Here is a 15,652-nt window from a genome sequence, read left to right as displayed (position 1 = left end):
ACCTTGTACTAATTAGGATGACCTAACTAGCAAGCGGTCTACCGCGCGACAAAGATGAAACTGTTGCGAGAGGAGTCCTGCGATGAGCATTGTGGACAGCTTCGGTTCAAAAGGCAAACTTAATGTAGCCGGTACCGAATACGAAATTTTCCGGTTGAACTCCGTTGAAGGTGCAGAAAACCTTCCGTTCAGCCTCAAGGTATTGCTTGAAAACCTGTTGAGGACCGAGGACGGCGCGAACATCACGGCCGATCACGTCCGAGCACTGGCCGGCTGGGATCCCAGCGCCGAGCCCGACACTGAAATCCAGTTCACGCCGGCGCGCGTGATCATGCAGGACTTCACTGGCGTGCCCTGCGTAGTGGACCTGGCCACCATGCGTGAGGCGGTCAAGGAGCTTGGCGGCGATCCGAAGAGGGTGAACCCGCTGGCACCTGCCGAGATGGTGATTGACCACTCAGTGCAGATCGACGTCTTCGGTAACTCCGGCGCACTGGAGCGCAACATGGAGATCGAATACCAGCGTAATGGTGAGCGCTACCAGTTCCTGCGCTGGGGCCAGACCGCGTTTGACGACTTCAAGGTTGTCCCGCCGGGAACCGGCATCGTGCACCAGGTCAACATCGAGTACCTGGCCCGCACCGTCATGACCCGCGAGGTTGATGGCGCACTGCGCGCCTACCCCGACACCTGCGTCGGCACCGACTCGCACACCACCATGGTCAACGGCCTCGGTGTGCTCGGCTGGGGCGTCGGCGGCATTGAAGCCGAGGCGGCCATGCTGGGCCAGCCCGTGTCGATGCTCATCCCGCGCGTCGTCGGTTTCAAGCTGACCGGCTCCATCCCGGCCGGCGCCACCGCCACGGACGTCGTGCTGACCATCACGGAACAGCTGCGCAAGCACGGTGTGGTGGGCAAGTTCGTGGAGTTCTACGGCGAAGGTGTGGCGGCAGTGCCGCTGGCCAACCGCGCCACGATCGGCAACATGAGCCCGGAGTTCGGCTCCACGGCCGCAATGTTCCCGATCGACGACGTCACGTTGGACTACCTGCGCCTCACCGGCCGCTCGGACGAGAACGTCGCCCTGGTTGAGTCCTACGCGAAGGAACAGGGCCTCTGGCACGATCCTTCCCGCGAGATCAAGTTCTCCGAGTACCTCGAGCTGGACCTGTCCACGGTTGTTCCCTCCATCTCCGGCCCGAAGCGTCCCCAGGACCGCATCGAGCTCACGGACGCGAAGGAGCAGTTCCGCAAGGACATCCACAACTACGTCAGCATCGAAGACGGCAGCGTGGACGAGTCCCTGGAAGAGTCCTTCCCGGCCTCCGATCCGCCCTCCTTCACCCACGCTGATTCCCACACCACGGAAACTGCACGCGTTGAGTCGGCCGCCAACGGCGCCGAAGGCCGTCCGTCCAGCCCCGTCCACGTGGTCACCGAAGATGGCCGCGAGTTCGAGCTGGACCACGGTGCCGTGTCGATCGCCTCGATCACGTCCTGCACCAACACGTCCAACCCGTCCGTGATGCTTGCGGCCGCACTGTTGGCACGCAACGCCGTCGACAAGGGCCTGGCCTCCAAGCCGTGGGTCAAGACCTCCGTAGCCCCTGGCTCTAAGGTTGTCACCGACTACTACGAGAAGTCCGGCCTGACCCCCTACTTGGAGAAGCTCGGCTTCTACATCGTGGGCTACGGCTGCGCCACCTGCATCGGTAACTCCGGCCCGCTGGACGCGGAAATCTCCGAGGCCATCCAGGCCAACGACCTTTCCGTCACCGCTGTGCTCTCGGGCAACCGCAACTTCGAAGGCCGCATCAACCCGGACGTGAAGATGAACTACTTGGCGTCCCCGCCGCTGGTCATCGCCTACGCCTTGGCCGGTTCCATGGACTTCGACTTCGACACCGACGCCCTGGGCCAGGACGAGGCCGGCAACGACGTCTTCCTGAAGGACATCTGGCCGAACCCGGTCGAGGTCCAGCAGGTCATCGATTCCTCGATTGACAAGGAAATGTTTGCCCGCGGCTACGAGGGCGTCTTCGACGGCGACGACCGCTGGAAAGCACTCGACACCCCGGCCGGCGACACTTTCGCCTGGGACGAGAAATCCACGTACGTCCGGAAGCCCCCGTACTTCGAGGGCATGAAGGCACAGCCGGAGCCCGTCACTGACATCTCCGGCGCCCGCGTGCTGCTCAAGCTCGGCGATTCGGTCACCACCGACCACATCTCCCCGGCTGGTTCGTTCAAGTCGGACACCCCTGCCGGCCAGTACCTGCTGGCCAACGGTGTGGAGCGCAAGGACTTCAACTCCTACGGCTCGCGCCGTGGCAACCACGAGGTCATGATCCGCGGCACGTTCGCCAACATCCGCATCAAGAACCAGCTGCTTGACGGCGTCGAGGGTGGCTTCACCCGCGACTTCAGCCAGGCAGACGGTCCGCAGGCGTACGTTTACGACGCAGCCCAGAACTACCAGGCAGCCGGCACCCCGCTGGTGGTCCTGGCGGGCAAGGAGTACGGCTCCGGCTCATCCCGTGACTGGGCCGCCAAGGGCACCGCCCTGCTGGGCGTCAAGGCCGTCGTCGCCGAGAGCTACGAGCGCATCCACCGCTCCAACCTGATCGGCATGGGCGTCCTTCCGCTGCAGTTCCCGGCAGGCGAGTCCGCTGCCACGCTCGGACTGACCGGTACGGAGACCTTCGCGGTTGAGGGCGTGACAGCCCTGAACGAAGGCACCACGCCGAAGACGCTCAAGGTGACCGCCACGGCTGAAGACGGCACCGCCAAGTCCTTCGATGCGGTTCTCCGCATCGATACCCCGGGCGAGGCCGACTACTACCGCAACGGCGGCATCCTGCAGTACGTGCTTCGGCAAATTAGCGGTTCTTGAGCTGATCGGCTCGGATACCAGAGCATCTGGTCGCTGACTCGCTGTCACCGGCGGTCACACTAGGGTCCCGCATAAGTGCCCCGTCAGGCTTCGGCCTGGCGGGGCACTTGCTGTTGGTGAGCTCCTGTTGGCGTCCCCTCTGCTACGGGCGAAAGTGCCGACCACATCACGCAATTTCCACCTTGGGGGAGTGTGAGCACCGGGCGGTTCCTCAACTTCCAGGACGTTTCCCATAAATGCGGGTCGGCGCGTCTTAGGGGGCGAACCCGGGTGTTAACTGCCACCCAAAGCCGACGTACGTCTGGCCGCACCGCGAGTCGGCCCCCACCAAAAACGCCCTTGAAGGTCAGAGAGGTTTCTCTTTGGGGGAGCGCCGCTGCACGCTACCTTTGGTGCGGTGAAGCCGCCGCGTCGTCATCGAAATCAGGACGGCAATTTTCAGCCCGAACACGCAGGCAAGCTCAGCTTCAATATCGCCCTCTCCAACGGCACTCGTGCCTGAACCCGCTGCCGAATCTTGAACGTAGCATTCCAGCCTCTTCTTCCCCAGGGCGCAAGAAAGCCCACCGATGGGGGACCGGCGGGCTTTCAAGATCCGACAGTACCGGTGGGCGTTTCGGACATCGAATGGAGGATCTTCCATTTCAGAGTCTCGGGATGATGGAATACGGGCCCTGGGGCCAGTCCGCTGCCCTCCTTGTCACCTCGCCCGCCCGCAGCGCTCGACATCATTTGTGCGGTCCTGCGTTCCGGACGGATGAGACGACGTCGAGGATCGCTTGCGCCGTCGTGGAGGCGTCGTCTTCCTCAGCAATGAGCGATCCATGGGAGGCTCCGTCGATGGTGCGGTGCACGCTGTTTGTTGACAAGTTGGCAGCTCGTTTTGTGATGCCAGGTGTTTGCTGTCGCTGCCGATGCCGGCTGTCATGACGATCAGGGGCCTGTCGGTGAAGTCACGCAATGACGCAGCTTCCTCCATCGAAGTGTCCGCTTGGACATATTCGTCGACAGTGCTGCGCAGGTTGCCTGGGGTCGCGATGTTGGCGCGGACCTCGTCCCGGGACGCCGGCGGCAGGCTGAAGGCCTCGAACGGGGCGCAACGGGCGTGCGCGACAAGGGCCGAACTCACGGAGCCGAGCAGCAGGCCTCCAAATCCTCCCCGGCCACGCCGTCCTACGACGATCATGTCCGCGTCATGGCCGGCCTTAATCAGCGATTCCCGCGGATGGCCACGGATGAGCCGGGCGTGGACATTTTCAGGCAGCACCGCCCCAAAGCCTCCTGCAGCGCTGCTTGGGGGGTTTCTTCGGCGCGTTCCTCAAAATCACCGATACCCATCGCGGCATAGCCCTCGGCGATCCGGGGTTCCTCCCAGAATGCCGAGGCCAGTACTTTCACGCGCAGGGGCTCCGCGAGACGCTGGGCAAGGCGCAGGGCTTCGATGGATGCTTCCGATCCGTCGACCCCGACGATTATCCTGCTGATGCTCGTACCTGCGTCCATGCCCTCATCCGCCTCCATGACTTCGTCCTGGAGGCCTCGGGTCGCTTCTCCTGCCAGCCTGGACCGGAACCAGCGCACTTATAAGGCCGTGTCACGGTGCGGGTCCGGACCGGAATGTCCGGGTTCGGCGAAGGGAGACGGTCAGTTGTCTCGCGTAGGCCGACCCCCGGACCTCGGACGCCAAGCGGGTGCGCGGAAATCACTCCGGCTGGCATGAAGGCCCCGTGGCTGCCAGAGGTGTGGCTCCGTGCGGCCATGCCTAGTCGGAGGAGGACTGCGCCGCTCAACTGCGTCCACCACGTGAGCGGCGGCGTTGCCTGAAAGCGCCTGCCGGTGATCGTGTCCGGGGTAATCCGGATAAAGTGGTACCTCTGCCCGCCTGCCACGGGAAGAGGTAGAGGGCGGCTGAATCGAGGATTTCCTCTGTCCCGGTGACGGCCGCGGCTTTGCCCTTGACCACCACGGTCCAGGCCATTCCAGAAACCGCGTCTACGCCGTCGGCCTCCAGGGCCACGGGAGTTTCCCCCAGGGCGCGCCAAGTTTGGTCCCCTCGTCTGTCGGGAACACCACGATGCCGTGGTCCAGCGTGTAATTGCGCGGGAAAATATCCGGGTGGTCATCATTTCAGACGGCCAGCCTGCCGACGGATACCTGCCGCAAGAGCTCCCAACACTGCCGGGACTCAAGGTGTTCCACCTGTGCCGGGGAACCGGAAGCAGCGGCCTCGTTCGTCATGGACCAGAGCCTGCGCCCGCACCCTCACCCGCGCCAGAGCGCTGCTGGGGTGCGCCCGTCGTAATGGGCAGGAGCTACTCGAAGGACGCGCGGCGCTGATCGTTGAGACGGCTGTTCCACACATCCGGAGCATTAACCTTGAACCGCCGGCCTGTCAGGGCGTCCGGCGACAGCCGCACGTAGTGGGATTTTGTTCCTGGTTCCCATGGTTCCAGGCCGAGGGCGTCCGCGGCGGATTGTTCCTCCGGGTTCTCGATCAAGGCCGTGCCGCCCCTTGCCACGACGCTCCATGCTTCCTCGGTCGTGGGCTCGTAGCCGTCGATCTCGAAGGCAGCGGGCTCCTCCCTCATGGATTCCCACAGCTTTGTCCCTGCGGCTGTGCGGAAGACGATGCTCCGGCGTTCCAGCACGAAGTTCACCGGAAAGATCTCGGGGTGGCCGTCCACGATAAGAGCGAGTCTTCCCACAATGGAAGATGCCAACAGCTCCCAGCACTCGTCGAAAGTGAGTTTGCGGTCCTTCGGTGCACCGTTCATGAACACAAATGCTACTGCCCGTGGACGCCTCTCTCCACGACTTGTCATGAAACATGCGTTCGTCATGCCACGACTTCGAGCGTCCGCCCTGGCGTTATGTTCCGCCAGCCCATAATCAGGCTGGCTGTGCGGGGTCTTCCACTTCATCGAACGCACACAGACCTATGAATCACTTGTGCCCGGGTCTACCGTCAACTCATGAGGATCTTAGGATTCCTTGTCACAGTCCTCTACGGAAATGCCTTGGTCATACATAAGGCAGCATGGCCCCTCCAGTACGCAAATCCATCAGCCCTGGCACCGCAGCCTTCGTCGGGTAAGCGTGCACAGGCGTGCAGGGCAGAAACGCAACGGCGGCCGGTCTCAACAGGGTTCACGTATCAGATCGGCTCCGGGAAGGTCCTAATCATGAGTCTCCTGCTTCCCCGCAGAATGGTTTCGCGCGTACTCGTCTCCCTCCTGTTTTTTGGGGCGGTGTCATCCTTCGGCGGGGCCGTTTTGGCCATCGTCTTCAACGGAGCGGGAGTGCCGCTGGACCAGCTGGCAGGTACCTGGTTCTCGTCCGTCCTGGTCCTGGGGCTCATCCTCGGCATCATCGTCGGCGGAACGCAGTTGGTCGCCGCCTTTGCGCTACTGAAGCGACATTGGGGGCTGCTGGCGGCCGCGGTTGCCGGCTTCGCAATGCTCATCTGGATCTTCACTGAACTTGCAGTCCTCGGATACTCCTGGCTGCAGAGCGTCTATTTCGGGCTGGGCATGTTGGAACTGATACTCGTTCTTGCTCTCCTTGGGATTGCCCCCGGAGTCGTTTCTCCCGCGCAGGGCAGCCCAGAAAGGTTGCCGGCCCCATGAAGCCAGCCACCGAATGAACCAACACCCCTGCCGTCCGGCAGGGGTAACTGGAACGGCGCACTAATTCAAGTTGCCGCCTTGGTACCCGGAGGAAAAATGGAACAGCTGATTCCCTGGCTTGTATTCTGCACGGCATTCCTTGCCCTGAGCCTGTGGAGGCCAGGGGCTGCCCGGATCTTCCTAGGACTCTTCTTTATCCTCATGGCCGTGGCTGTAAACCTTGTGCTGAGCTTTGTGGCACCGGAGCGGTTCCTGTCGCTCGGCACGGATGATCCGCTGGTGCCCTTCTACGTGTGGGCGTTCCAAAATGTCGTGGCCCTTGCCCCGCAAGCTGTCGGTGCGCTGGCAGCGGCAGGGGAGCTTGCCGTGGGCCTGCTCATTCTTAGCCACGGACGGAGAGTCAAGACCGGCCTCGCCTTGGCAATCGCGTTCCTGGTGCTCATCACACCTGTGGGGACCTGGACCTTACCCAATCCTGTGATGGCAGCTGCCGCGGCCTGGCTGATGACCAAGAACTTCCCTCGAAGCCTGGCCCAAATGCTGCGTGCGAGGCGCCAACCTGCGAAGGCGGACGTACCAGAGGGCACCGCGTGAACCGGCACAGCATGGTTCTACCGCCGAACGGGTCTCCGCCGGTCCCCCTCGATGCACAGGCCGCATCCATCGAGCAACCCTGCGTGAGAGGGCTCATTCAGCCCCTACCGGAAAGGTCACCATGCTGACTCATACGAACTTTCACCGGGCCTTATGGGCTTTGATCGGACTCCTGACGCTCACAGTTGCAGCGATAGGGCTGTGGCGACCAGCGATCTACGCCCGGATTGTCAGCGAGGAGCTCCTCCCCGGGGCATATTCTCAGGACCTGCTCTCCGTGGCCGCTGCGCTCTGCCTCCTGTACCTGGCCCTCACAGCCCACAGCGAGCGGCTGAAACGCCAGATCATAGCTCTGGGCCTTCTTGGATACCTGTTCTACGCCTATGGCATTTACGTCATCGAGCGCGCCTACAACGGCCTATACCTCGTCTACATGGCAATTTTCTCCCTGGCCCTCTGGGCAATGGTCCTTGCCGGAGCCCACCTTCGCCGCGACCTGCGCACACCGACCCTCCCAAAAACGATCCGACTGGTCTCGGCGTCCGGCGCCATGCTTCAGCCCCTCATTTTTTACCCGCTCTGGATTGGAATGCTCCTGCCACTGATGCGCACCGGTGAGCAGATCGACTCCCTGTACTCGATCTTCATCCTGGACCTCTGCTTCGTCATGCCCGCGTTTCTGATCCTTTCCGTCCTCACGTACAGGTCTCATGGGACCGGAATGCTTCTGCTGCCATCCATCTACGTTCTGGGCTTCACTCTCATCTTCTCCCTGGCGGTGGGCGAACTGGTCAAACCACTTTTTGCTTCCGCCTTGAGCCCGGCGGCCTTCTGGCCGGCACTCGCACTGTCCATGCTGTTCCTTGTCCTTGGAACACTGCATCTGACTAAACTGCGACTTGGCGAGAACCAGGACGGCGCCCCACCTTTCCCGTTGCACGGGCGGTCAGCCCGACGTCCCCACAGGAGCAATGGGCCCCGGGAATGACGGCGGCGTTGGAAGAACTGCAGCGGGATCTGGCCGAGGACGGCTGGGGGCAGATTTCTCAGGGTAAGGACCCGTGGTCGCTCGCGTATGAGCGGCTGAGCCCCGAGTCGTGACCCGGCGATGCCCGATGCGACATGAACCGCCATCCTTGGCTAACAGTCGCAGAAGACTGAAGTAGCTATGGCCGGAGGGGCGTGGTTACCCCCGGCACGGCTGTTCGTGACCCGCCACGCGCCGGAGCCGGCCAAACTACCCGTCCGGGCCTTCGACGTAGGGATGGCTGTCCAAACTGCGATTTCGGTGGCAACGCAGTCTGCGTCCTCAGCGAAGATCGGCCTTGGCTGTTCCTGCGGTGTTGGCAGCCGACTGGGCTTACAAGAAGCTAAGGTGGCCCGGAAAGACCGGATGGCCGGCCTCCCGTCCCGGGAATTCGCAGGACCAAAGCCTCTGCTGCTGCTGCCGCATGCCCGGGAGGATCGAGCCATGAATGCAAGGACGACGGTGACTGACGTTCACGTGGTGTGGCTGGAAGACGTGGGCATGGGTGACGTGTCGGCCGTCGGCGGCAAGAACGCATCACTGGGTGAGTTGATCCGCGCCCTGATAAGTTCAGGCATCCGTGTACCGGAGGGCTTTGCCACCACCGCCTCCGCGTACCGTGGGTTCGTCGCTGCCAACGGCATCGAACCGGGGATACGCGCCGCAATCGGTGATTACCGCGCGGGCCGGACAACCCTGCGGGAAGCCGGCGAAGCCGTCCGGGAACTCATCCTGGAAGGGGAGTTTCCGCCGGACATCGCCGCGGACATCAGGGAACATTACAGAGCATTGTCCATACGGACAGGGCAGGCCCGGGCCTCGGTGGCTGTGCGCAGCAGCGCAACGGCAGAGGACCTTCCGGACGCGAGTTTCGCCGGTCAGCAGGAAACCTTCCTTAACGTCGCCGGCGAGCGGGAGCTGATGGAGGCCTGTAGGCGTTGTTATGCCTCCCTGTTTACCGACCGGGCCATCAGCTACCGGGAAATCAAGGGGTTCGATCATCTGGACGTTGCCCTGTCTATCGGCGTGCAGAAGATGGTGCGTTCAGACCTTGGGGCATCCGGGGTGATGTTTTCCATCGACACAGAGTCAGGTTTTCCGCGCAGCGTCCTGATCAGCGCCGCGTGGGGACTGGGCGAAACGGTGGTCCAGGGCACAATCAACCCTGACAAGTACCAAGTATTCAAGCCGCTGCTGTCCACCACTGAATTTGCACCCATCATCGAGAAAACGGTCGGGTCGAAGGAGCGGAAGATGATCTACAGCCGCGGCGGGCACGCACGCACGCGGACAGTCGACACGACAGAACAGGAGAGGCGCTCCTTTGTACTCAACGATTCCGAGATTTTGACCCTCGCGCGCTGGGCTGTGGCCGTGGAGGACCACTACGGGTGTCCGATGGACATGGAGTGGGCCAGGGACGGGTCCACCGGGGAGCTCTTCATGGTCCAGGCCCGGCCGGAGACTGTCCAGGCACGGCGCAGCGGGTCCGTGTTCAGCGTCTATCACCTCCGCGAATCGGGCCGGCGGCTTGCCTCCGGTGCCGCAGTCGGTGAATCGATCGCCCACGGCGTTGCGTGTGTGGTGCGGGACACCCGGGACATCGACAACTTCCGGGATGGCGCCATCCTGGTAACCCGGATGACCGATCCTGACTGGGTTCCCATCATGCAACGCGCCGCCGGCATCGTCACCGACCACGGTGGCCCGACAAGCCATGCCGCGATTGTGAGCAGGGAACTGGGCGTGCCCGCCGTGGTGGGCACCGGCAACGCCACTTCTGTCCTTGAGGTGGGAACGTCCATCACGCTTTCCTGCGCCGGCGGTGAGGATGGGGAGGTTTACGAGGGCACTCTTGCTTTCGATGTCGAAGAGGTTGACCTCGGGGCGCTGCCTGAAACCCGGACGGCCGTCATGGTCAACATCGCGAGCCCTTCGGCCGCCTTCCAGTGGTGGCGCCTCCCTGCGGCCGGAGTGGGGTTGGCAAGGATGGAATTCATCATCAGCAACCTCATCCGGATCCATCCGATGGCGCTGGTCCACCCGGAACGCGTCAGGGACTCCGGCGAGGCTGAACGCATCAGGGAACTCACCTACGGCTACAGCGACCTGCAGGAATACTTCGTTGACGTTCTCGCCACGGGCATCGGGAAGATCGCGGCGCCCTACCACCCGCACCCCGTGATCGTCAGGCTCAGCGACTTCAAGAGCAATGAGTACGCCCACCTGATCGGAGGCGGCTCCTTCGAAGTTGCCGAAGAGAATCCCATGCTGGGCTTCCGCGGGGCTTCGCGTTACTACAACGAGCGTTACCGGGAAGGTTTCGCCTTGGAGTGCCGGGCGCTGAAACGGGTGCGCGAGCGGCTCGGATTCGCCAACGTCATAGTCATGATTCCGTTCTGCCGCACCCTCCACGAAGCAGACCTGGTGATCAAGGTGATGGCAGAAAACGGGCTAGTCCGCGGCGAGGAGAGTCTGCAGATCTACATGATGTGCGAGATCCCTTCCAACGTCATCCTCGCGGCCGAGTTCGCCCAGCGCTTCGACGGGTTCTCCATAGGGTCCAATGACCTGACACAGCTCGTCCTGGGGGTTGACCGCGACTCCGAACAACTGGCCGGGCTTTTCGACGAGAGGGACGAGGCGGTCACCTCGATGATCGCGCAAGTCATCGACAAGGCACACTCAGCCGGAATCAAGATCGGCATATGCGGCCAAGGCCCGAGCAATCATCCGGATTTCGCGGAATTCTTGGTCAGGGAGGGCATCGATTCCATTTCGCTCAACCCGGACACTTACCTCAAGACGGTTCCGGTGATCGCCGCGGCCGAGAACCATGAACGATGAGAAAGCTTGGCGTCCCGACCAGTGGAGGAGACTTAGCGGACTGAATGCGGTGATCCCCCGCGCAGTGCTGTATGGCGTCATTTCCCACGGTATGACTTTGCCGGTTGCCGGGACGGGGGCGAGGAGGGCTTGATGGGGACGTGGTGCGTTGCCTCGGCAGGCCGTGCGCGGACTTGCCCGTCTTGGCAGGACCATCCTTGCTGCCGCGCGGACCGGCCCCGCTCAAGGAAGGACGGAGTCGAAGCGGTTGGTGCGAGTCACCGCCGTCTGGGCGTCGACTGCCTCGTTGCCACCGGGGCAGAGGCCACTGCCTTTGATTCCGCTGCAAGCGGCCGTTGGGGAACCCATGGTCTCGCTGCGCGGCACCGGCATCGTGAACGTCGGCGTCGAGGCTGCGCTGGGCTGGCTCAAGACCGTGCTGAGGACCGTTACCGGGAGGCAGCGGTCCCTGTTCGGCTGATCCCGAGAGGGGCCGTTCTTTCAGCCGCGGGTTATCTCGATCTTCCTCGTCGGGGGTTGCTGGGCTATCTCCGGTACCGGGGTCCGGACCTCCAGCACCCCGTCCTTATAGGAGGCGGTGATGTCGTCCGGTTGAACGCCGTCGGGCAGAGCGAGCCTACGCACGAAAGAACCGTAGCGGAACTCCGACCGGTAGCTGTTCTTGTCCTTCTGCTCGGACTTTTCCCGGCGCTCTGCCTTGATCTGCAGAGCGCCGTCAACGATGGATACGCTGACGTCCTTTTCCGGATCGATCCCTGGCAGTTCGGCACGGACTACCAGCGTGCTACCTTCCACCGATTCTTCAACACGGATCCCCGAGGCCACGGTGTCACCTTCGAAGAGTCTTTCAATCATCTCGACGGGGGTGCGCCGGGTGTCAAACCATTTCATCAAATCAGCCATGTCTTCCTCCTTGCTCAACTGACCATCGGGCCATGGGATGTGCCCGACTCCTTAAGGGTCGGGCAAAGGGCCGGGAGGACCCAGAGGCTTTGGTCCTGACCGCCTGGGAAATAGGAGGTTGCATGAGCGCTGGGACCGGAGGGCTAGGATCAGTTGCATGAGCAGCTCCCCTTCAGAGTCTCAAACGGAAGTCCTCGCGCCGGCTGACTGCTGGAAGTATCTTCGGTCCTCTTACATCGGGAGGTTGGCGGTGATCAGCGGCGCCGCCCCCGAAATCTTTCCCGTGAACTTCATGACGGTCGGAAGAACCCTGGTGTTCCGCACCGCACCGGGTACAAAACTCCGCGCCCTGCTCACCGGTGCCGCCGTTGCGTTTGAGGCAGACGGGATGAACGCCTACTCCACCGAAGTGTGGAGCGTTGTGGTCAAGGGAGTGCCGGGAGCGTTTGACGGGGATCCGGCGGTCCTCCAGGAAGCCGGTCCTGACCGCGAACCCTGGCAGGCCGGGCTCAAGGAGCATCTGGTGCAGATCGACCCCACGGAGGTCTCCGGGCGGAGGTTTGCGGTATCGCCGCGTACGCGATGGTGGCCGCCGCAGGATCTTTCGGCCGACTGGATCTAGGGCCGCGCCACTTAGCTCCGCGTCACTGTTGCCGGTCGGTCGACCGGGTACCGCCGCGCGTGGACCCGGCTTAGTGCGAGCACCGCAAGTATGGCAACGACTGCGGCGGCGAGGGAGGCAGCTGAGAGTTCAGGCGGAGGCCATTCGAGCATAAAGAAATCCTGCAGCATGGGGACGGTCATCAACAGGACAAGCCCCGCGCACATGGCAGCAATGATGGCCAGACGCAGGAGGCTGACCGGACGGCTGGCCGCCGCCAAAACGCTGAGCGCAACCAAGGACAGCGTCACCACAGAGGCTGTGCGGTTGGCTGCGGCGGTAAAGCCCCCGGCGGCCAGGGCATACACCTGCACGGCCAGGACCGCCGTGGCGATGATGATCCCGGCCGGGACTGCCATGGCCAGTGATCGCTTCAGGAACCCCGGGTTGTAGCGGCGGCTGTTGCTCATAAGGGCCAGGAAGAACGCGGGGATGCCGATGGTGAGGCCGTCAGTAGCGGAGAGTTGCCGGGGCAGGAACGGAAAGCTCCACATGAATGCTCCGAACGCCACGGACAGGGCTACGGCGTACATTGTTTTGCTAAGGAACAAGACCGAGACCCGCTCAATGTTGGCGATGACTTGGCGGCCTTCCGCAAGGACGGCCGGAAGCCGGTCGAAGCGCCCGTCCAACAGCACCAGGCGGGCCACCGCTTTGGTGGCTGGTGCCGCGGTGTCCATGGCGATGCCGATGTCAGCCTCCTTCAGTGCCAGGGCGTCATTGACGCCATCGCCAGTCATGGCGACTGTGTGGCCCATTCTTTGCAGCGCCAGGACCATGTCTTTTTTCTGGGCGGGCGTGACGCGGCCGAACACGGAAAAGTTGTCCAGATCTTCTTCCATCTGATGTGGGTCTGAGGGCAGGTGCCGTGCGTCGTAGCCGTCGCCGACGTCGAGCCCCACCTCTCGTGCCACCGCCGTGACCGTCCGGTGGTCATCACCTGAGAGGATTTTCACGGCAACGCCCTGTTGACGGAAGTAGGACAGAGTCTGCGCTGCATCCGGGCGGACCTTTTCCCGGAACGTCAACAGTGTGGCGGCCGCAAGCCCGGTGGGCAGGAGCACATCGTCCGGGTCCCTTTCGCGCATGACGTCCGGCGTGAATGCCAGTACCAGGGTGCGCAGACCGGCCGACGCAAAGCGGCGGGCCTGCATCAAGTCTTCTCCAGTGGATGCGCTGTTTCCCTGCAACACCATCTCGGGTGCACCAAGAACCCAGGTTCCCGCGGCAGCATGAGGCGTATGGAAACTTGCTGCGCTCCACTTCCTGGTGGAAGAGAAAGGAACGACGCAGGCCGGGCACCGGTTGCCATCATAAGCGAAGGCGCCCGCCAGGCAGCGGGCGGTGGCGTTGGCGTGAGGGTCGGCCCCGAACCACCCCAGCGCCTCCTTCCAGCCTGGGGGAGAGGGCCGGCCGGCAGGGTGGACGCCGTCGAAAACCACTTTGCCCTCCGTCAGGGTGCCGGTCTTGTCAGTGCATAGAACGTCCACACGGGCCAGAACCTCCACAGCGGCGAGCTCCTGAACCAGCACGTTCTGGCGGGCCAGCCGCACACCACCGACCGCGAACGCAACGCTGGTCATGAGCACGAGGCCCAAGGGAATCATGGCTATGGCCCCCGCCACTGCTCCAACGAGCGCCTCGACCCACGCCCCGGTGGTGAAAGCCAGATCCCAGCCGCCCTTCGCCTGCATCTGGCCGTTGGTGACGATCACCACGACGGGGAAGAGGGCCCAGCTGATCGAGCGAAGGACGCGGTCGATCCCGTTACGTATCTCCGAATTGATCAGTGAAAACCGTTTGGCTTCGGCGGTGAGCTGGCTGGCATAGGAGCCGGTCCCCACACCAACCACCCGCGCCTCACCCTGCCCCGCCGTTATAGTGGAACCCGACCACAGGATCGAGCCCCTGCCTTTGGCCACGGGATCCGATTCGCCGGTAAGGAGGGACTCGTCAATTTCCAGGCCATCTCCGCTGATGATGAGGGCGTCTGCCACTACTTGGTCGCCGGCCTGCAGTATCGTGACGTCGTCCAGGACGACGTCGGAAACTGCAACTTCCTGGACCTGGCCTTCCCGGAGCACCCTGGCCCGAGGGGCATCAAGGACAGCCAGCCGGTCCAGTAACCTCTTGGCGCGGTACTCCTGGACCACCCCGATGATGGCGTTGCTGACCGCCGCGAAGCCGAAGAGCGCGTCCTTCCACTGCCCTAGCAACAGCAACAGCAGGAAGCAGCCGCCAACAATTCCGTTAAGCAGTGTCAGCACATTCGCGCGAACAATTTGCCACAGGCTTCTGCTCGAATTGTCTGGAACTCCGTTGGCCAGGCCCGCCAGCGTTCGTTTCCTCACATCCTCGGCGGAGAGACCTGATCCTGCGGGAGCATCAGCCCCCGGAGGATACGCCGCCGCTGCCATGCTCACGCGGCGCCCTCAGGTTGTCGCAGAGATGGCTGTGCCGAGCGTCTTTCCCCATTCCCGTGCCCGGTCGAGTTCGCCGGGCAAAAGCTGGTTGGTGGCATCGACGAGGAAGCTTGCAGGCTCGGCTATGAGCTCAAGCCCATGTTGCCTGAGTCGTTTCGCGATGCCTTTGGAGGCGTGACCGGTCAGTAACTCATTGCCCTCCAGACGGGTATCGAAGGCGGCCGCTTTCCCGGTTGTCTTGTCCAGGGACTCGAACCATGCCCGCAAGCCCGGTCCTCCCGCGGTGGCGGCGGGGACCAGTCCCTTCTCCGGGTGTTCAAGGGCGTCTTTGACTGCCAGTTCCCACATCGGCTTCCTGCTCATGCCGTGTATATGGGTCGGCCCTCCCACGACCAGGAGATCCGTGGCCGTCGGCTGGGCCTGGCCTGCCTCTTCGACGGACATTACGTGGGGTTCGGCAATGCCCTCCAGCCCTTGCGCTATGGCGTTGGCGATCGCGTGTGTGTTGCCGTAGAGGGACTCGTAAACAATGGCTGCTTTCATGGTGTTGCCTTCCGCTCAAGTGCCGAGGCCAGGCTCTTGGCCTAACTGGCTGCATTTTCCAGTTGCCCGCTGCGGAAGGTCCTCAGCTGACAGGTTCCCGGGTTCGGAGTCCGCCACTGAAACAGCGGCAGTGTG

General features: G+C 63.0%; 12 protein-coding genes and 2 pseudogenes. 6 read left to right on the top strand and 8 right to left on the bottom strand.

The window, feature by feature from the left end; translation table 11 throughout:
* The first annotated feature begins 82 nt into the window (after positions 1-82).
* Positions 83-2,893: an aconitate hydratase AcnA gene (gene acnA / locus LQ144_RS01245; protein WP_230116743.1), complete on the top strand. Its 2,811-nt coding sequence runs from the start codon at positions 83-85 to the stop codon at positions 2,891-2,893.
* A 728-nt stretch (positions 2,894-3,621) separates the two neighbouring features.
* On the opposite strand, the gene LQ144_RS01240 is transcribed toward acnA, so the two are convergent.
* The 5 genes and pseudogenes from LQ144_RS01240 to LQ144_RS01225 form a co-directional block, all read right to left on the bottom strand.
* On the bottom strand, positions 3,622-3,762 hold the full coding sequence (locus tag LQ144_RS01240; RefSeq protein ID WP_230116790.1) for a hypothetical protein: 141 nt from the start codon (positions 3,760-3,762) through the stop codon (positions 3,622-3,624).
* A 287-nt stretch (positions 3,763-4,049) separates the two neighbouring features.
* Positions 4,050-4,103 (bottom strand): annotated as a pseudogene (locus LQ144_RS23060) (hypothetical protein); the annotation flags it as partial.
* Entirely contained in the window at positions 4,103-4,414 is a 312-nt protein-coding gene (locus LQ144_RS01235) for a universal stress protein (protein ID WP_354962101.1), read from the bottom strand. The gene LQ144_RS01235 and the pseudogene LQ144_RS23060, both read right to left, overlap by 1 nt.
* 266 nt (positions 4,415-4,680) lie before the next feature.
* Positions 4,681-5,131, bottom strand: a pseudogene (locus LQ144_RS01230) (pyridoxamine 5'-phosphate oxidase family protein); the annotation flags it as partial.
* A 74-nt stretch (positions 5,132-5,205) separates the two neighbouring features.
* The gene (locus LQ144_RS01225) at positions 5,206-5,667 is read right to left on the bottom strand and encodes a pyridoxamine 5'-phosphate oxidase family protein (RefSeq protein WP_230116742.1); all 462 of its coding nucleotides are present in this window, start codon (positions 5,665-5,667) and stop codon (positions 5,206-5,208) included.
* A 408-nt stretch (positions 5,668-6,075) separates the two neighbouring features.
* On the opposite strand from LQ144_RS01225, the gene LQ144_RS01220 reads away from it, so the two are divergent.
* From LQ144_RS01220 to ppsA, 4 genes are all read left to right on the top strand, one after another.
* Positions 6,076-6,519 carry a hypothetical protein gene (locus tag LQ144_RS01220; RefSeq protein WP_230116741.1) on the top strand — a complete coding sequence of 148 codons (444 nt, stop codon included), beginning with the start codon at positions 6,076-6,078 and terminating at the stop codon, positions 6,517-6,519.
* Between the two features lie 96 nt (positions 6,520-6,615).
* Positions 6,616-7,113, top strand: coding sequence for a hypothetical protein (locus LQ144_RS01215; RefSeq protein WP_230116740.1), 498 nt, complete (start codon positions 6,616-6,618; stop codon positions 7,111-7,113).
* 121 nt (positions 7,114-7,234) lie between these two features.
* Positions 7,235-8,101 (top strand): hypothetical protein, encoded by an 867-nt coding sequence (locus tag LQ144_RS01210; protein ID WP_230116739.1) that lies wholly within the window; start codon positions 7,235-7,237, stop codon positions 8,099-8,101.
* A gap of 483 nt (positions 8,102-8,584) precedes the next feature.
* Positions 8,585-10,987, top strand: a complete 2,403-nt coding sequence (gene ppsA / locus LQ144_RS01205) for a phosphoenolpyruvate synthase (RefSeq protein WP_230116738.1) — start codon at positions 8,585-8,587, stop codon at positions 10,985-10,987.
* Positions 10,988-11,467: 480 nt separating this feature from the next.
* On the opposite strand, the gene LQ144_RS01200 is transcribed toward ppsA, so the two are convergent.
* Complete coding sequence (locus LQ144_RS01200) at positions 11,468-11,890, bottom strand: Hsp20/alpha crystallin family protein (protein ID WP_230116737.1); 423 nt, start codon at positions 11,888-11,890, stop codon at positions 11,468-11,470.
* A gap of 157 nt (positions 11,891-12,047) precedes the next feature.
* Between LQ144_RS01200 and LQ144_RS01195 the strand changes: the two genes are divergently transcribed.
* Positions 12,048-12,512, top strand: coding sequence for a pyridoxamine 5'-phosphate oxidase family protein (locus tag LQ144_RS01195; RefSeq protein ID WP_230116736.1), 465 nt, complete (start codon positions 12,048-12,050; stop codon positions 12,510-12,512).
* Positions 12,513-12,523: 11 nt separating this feature from the next.
* On the opposite strand, the gene LQ144_RS01190 is transcribed toward LQ144_RS01195, so the two are convergent.
* Together LQ144_RS01190 and LQ144_RS01185 are read right to left on the bottom strand one after the other, a co-directional pair.
* Positions 12,524-14,818: an HAD-IC family P-type ATPase gene (locus tag LQ144_RS01190; RefSeq protein WP_230116735.1), complete on the bottom strand. Its 2,295-nt coding sequence runs from the start codon at positions 14,816-14,818 to the stop codon at positions 12,524-12,526.
* A 165-nt stretch (positions 14,819-14,983) separates the two neighbouring features.
* Positions 14,984-15,517 (bottom strand): flavodoxin domain-containing protein, encoded by a 534-nt coding sequence (locus LQ144_RS01185; protein WP_230116734.1) that lies wholly within the window; start codon positions 15,515-15,517, stop codon positions 14,984-14,986.
* Positions 15,518-15,652 lie beyond the last annotated feature (135 nt).

The sequence above is a fragment of the Arthrobacter sp. Bi83 genome (assembly GCF_918698095.1).
In the GTDB taxonomy this organism is placed as follows: Bacteria; Actinomycetota; Actinomycetes; order Actinomycetales; family Micrococcaceae; genus Arthrobacter.
The sequence above is the reverse complement of the archived record's forward strand: the minus strand, read 5'-3'. Positions and strand labels throughout refer to the sequence as shown.

Bases quoted from the DNA above. Each gene is read 5' to 3' on its own strand.
- LQ144_RS01235 (WP_354962101.1), bottom strand. From the start codon at position 4,414: ATGGAGGCGGATGAGGGCATGGACGCAGGTACGAGCATCAGCAGGATA.
- LQ144_RS01200 (WP_230116737.1), bottom strand. From the start codon at position 11,890: ATGGCTGATTTGATGAAATGGTTTGACACCCGGCGCACCCCCGTCGAG.
- acnA (WP_230116743.1), top strand. From the start codon at position 83: ATGAGCATTGTGGACAGCTTCGGTTCAAAAGGCAAACTTAATGTAGCC.
- LQ144_RS01215 (WP_230116740.1), top strand. From the start codon at position 6,616: ATGGAACAGCTGATTCCCTGGCTTGTATTCTGCACGGCATTCCTTGCC.
- LQ144_RS01195 (WP_230116736.1), top strand. From the start codon at position 12,048: ATGAGCAGCTCCCCTTCAGAGTCTCAAACGGAAGTCCTCGCGCCGGCT.
- LQ144_RS01185 (WP_230116734.1), bottom strand. From the start codon at position 15,517: ATGAAAGCAGCCATTGTTTACGAGTCCCTCTACGGCAACACACACGCG.
- LQ144_RS01225 (WP_230116742.1), bottom strand. From the start codon at position 5,667: ATGAACGGTGCACCGAAGGACCGCAAACTCACTTTCGACGAGTGCTGG.
- LQ144_RS01210 (WP_230116739.1), top strand. From the start codon at position 7,235: ATGCTGACTCATACGAACTTTCACCGGGCCTTATGGGCTTTGATCGGA.
- LQ144_RS01220 (WP_230116741.1), top strand. From the start codon at position 6,076: ATGAGTCTCCTGCTTCCCCGCAGAATGGTTTCGCGCGTACTCGTCTCC.
- ppsA (WP_230116738.1), top strand. From the start codon at position 8,585: ATGAATGCAAGGACGACGGTGACTGACGTTCACGTGGTGTGGCTGGAA.